Source organism: Microcystis sp. LSC13-02, from assembly GCA_002282935.1.
Taxonomy (GTDB): Bacteria; Cyanobacteriota; Cyanobacteriia; order Cyanobacteriales; family Microcystaceae; genus Microcystis.
In genome coordinates, this window is the sequence record MTBT01000006.1 from 5,998 (window position 1) to 8,386 (window position 2,389).

Below are 2,389 nucleotides of genomic sequence, written 5' to 3' on the forward strand. Positions count from 1 at the left end.
CAAGGGCAACAAAGCCTGAAACTCCTGACTCCTGACTCCTGACTCCTGACTCCTACCACCACCGAAAAACTTTTTCAGCAGACCCTAGTTAACTAGATTTATGATGATTAGGGCAAGAGTTGATAACCCTAAATAACCCTGAAGCTTGATCAAAAATAAGATAAAATAAACAAGATAGCGGTTATTACTTTTAATTTTCTATGGTTACAACTTCTCTATCCCTCCCCGAAATCGCACGAGAAACCCGTCAAGCGAGTCGTCAACTGGCTATCCTGACTAACGAAGAAAGGAATAAAGCTTTAGAGGCTATTGCTGAGGCTTTAACTGCCAATGCTGATAAGATACTAGCAGCTAATATTGCCGATGTTCAAACTGCCAAGGCGATGCAATTATCTCCGGCTTTATGTGCGCGATTAGAGTTAAGTCCCAGCAAATTAAAAGCCGCTATTGCCGGGGTGCGAGATGTGGCTAAATTAGCAGATCCTTTAGCTACGATGCAAATTAATCGGGAATTAGCTCAAGGTTTAATTCTTCAGAGAATAACCTGTCCTTTGGGGGTTTTAGGGGTGATTTTTGAAGCTCGTCCCGATGCTTTAATTCAAATTACCAGTTTAGCGATTAAATCTGGTAATGGCGTTATTTTAAAAGGGGGGAAAGAGGCGCTCCGTTCTTGTCAAGCTTTAGTAACAATTATTCATCAGGCATTGAGTCAAACTAAAGTTAATCCGGCAGCGGTACGATTATTAACAACACGAGAAGAAATTCAGGAACTATTAAAACTCGATCAATACATCGATTTAATAATTCCTAGAGGTTCTAACGAATTTGTTCGTTATATCCAAAATAATACCCGCATTCCTGTGCTTGGTCACGCCGATGGTATCTGTCATCTCTACATCGATAAAGAAGCCGATTTAAGCAAAGCAATTAGGATTACCGTCGATGGCAAAACTCAATATCCTGCCGCTTGTAATACCATTGAAACTTTATTAGTTCATCAAGAAATCTCTAGACAATTTTTACCCGCAGTGGCCCAGGCATTAGAGGAAAAAAAGGTTAAATTATTGGGAGATGAAGCAACTCGTCAGATTATTAACGTGCCATCGGCCACAGAACAAGACTGGCAAACCGAATATAGTGATTTAATTCTGTCAATTAAAATTGTCGATAGTCTAGAATCGGCAATCGAACATATTAACTATTACGGTTCTCGACACACGGAAGCCATTGTCAGCGAAAATTTTAACACGGCCAAAACCTTTAGCGAGCGAGTCGATGCCGCCGGAGTTTTTCATAATTGTTCCACCCGATTTGCCGATGGTTTCCGTTACGGTTTTGGGGCCGAAGTGGGTATCAGTACCCAAAAAATGCCCCCCCGCGGTCCGGTGGGATTAGAGGGATTAGTGACCTACAAATATCAATTAGCTGGAGATGGTCATATTGTCGCCGATTATTCTGGGGAAAATGCCCAATCTTTCACTCACAAAGATTTATAGTCGAGAAAAAAGCAGATGTTTACAGGATTAATTCAAGCCTTGGGAACGATTCGGGTCGTGGATACCGATAGACTCTATTTGTCTGTATCCTCTGATACAATTCTCCAAGATTTAATGATTGGTGATAGTGTGGCTGTGGATGGGGTTTGTTTGACAGTTGAGCAAATTCTCTCAGAGGGTTTTGTGGCCACTGCTTCCCCAGAAACCCTACAGCGCACTACTTTGGGACGAAGGATTAAAACAGAAACCAACGTTAACCTAGAAACCTCTCTGCGGGTGGGTAGTAAAATCGGCGGTCATTTTGTCACCGGTCATGTGGACGGAATTGGCTGTTTATTAGAATCGATAATTGTGGCTAATTCTTGGGAAATGACCTTTGCTGCCCCTAGTTCCCTAGAAGACGAGTGGAATTCCCATATAGCTCGTTACATCGTCGGTAAGGGCAGTATAGCTGTTAATGGCATCAGTTTAACCGTGGCCGATTGCGATGCCTCCGGCAGCTGGTTTAAAGTGGCTGTCATCCCCCATACCTACGCCGAAACCAATCTTTCCCATTTAAAATTAGGGGATTGGGTGAATCTAGAAGGGGATATTTTAGGCAAATATGTGGAAAAATTGCTAGGAATGCGCTCTTATCACGCTCCTAGCGAGATTAGCCTAGAATTTCTGGCTGAACATGGTTATTAGTTTTCCAGAAAAAGCCTTTTCAACTAGAAAATCAATCTGGCACGACTCGTCATATAAATTTATCGAAAATTTGGGTTAAAACCCCGTCCTTTGAGGACGGCTTTAAGCTACAATAGAAAAAGCGATAACCAAGCTAAAAACTGAACCTTGACAACAGATAGTAAGGGGTTTCGTTCAGAAAAGACTTCAAATTCGGCCTTGAACGA

2 protein-coding genes are annotated in these 2,389 nt (G+C 42.1%); both read left to right on the forward strand.

The features are described from left to right. Positions 1–200: 200 nt before the first annotated feature. Complete coding sequence (gene proA, locus BGL89_RS00215; RefSeq protein WP_286823624.1) at positions 201–1,496, forward strand: glutamate-5-semialdehyde dehydrogenase; 1,296 nt, start codon at positions 201–203, stop codon at positions 1,494–1,496. A 15-nt stretch (positions 1,497–1,511) separates the two neighbouring features. Continuing rightward, complete coding sequence (locus BGL89_RS00220; protein WP_286823625.1) at positions 1,512–2,183, forward strand: riboflavin synthase; 672 nt, start codon at positions 1,512–1,514, stop codon at positions 2,181–2,183. Positions 2,184–2,389: the final 206 nt, after the last annotated feature.

Excerpts from the sequence above, each read along its gene's own strand:
- proA (WP_286823624.1), top strand. The coding sequence starts at position 201 with ATGGTTACAACTTCTCTATCCCTCCCCGAAATCGCACGAGAAACCCGT.
- BGL89_RS00220 (WP_286823625.1), top strand. The coding sequence starts at position 1,512 with ATGTTTACAGGATTAATTCAAGCCTTGGGAACGATTCGGGTCGTGGAT.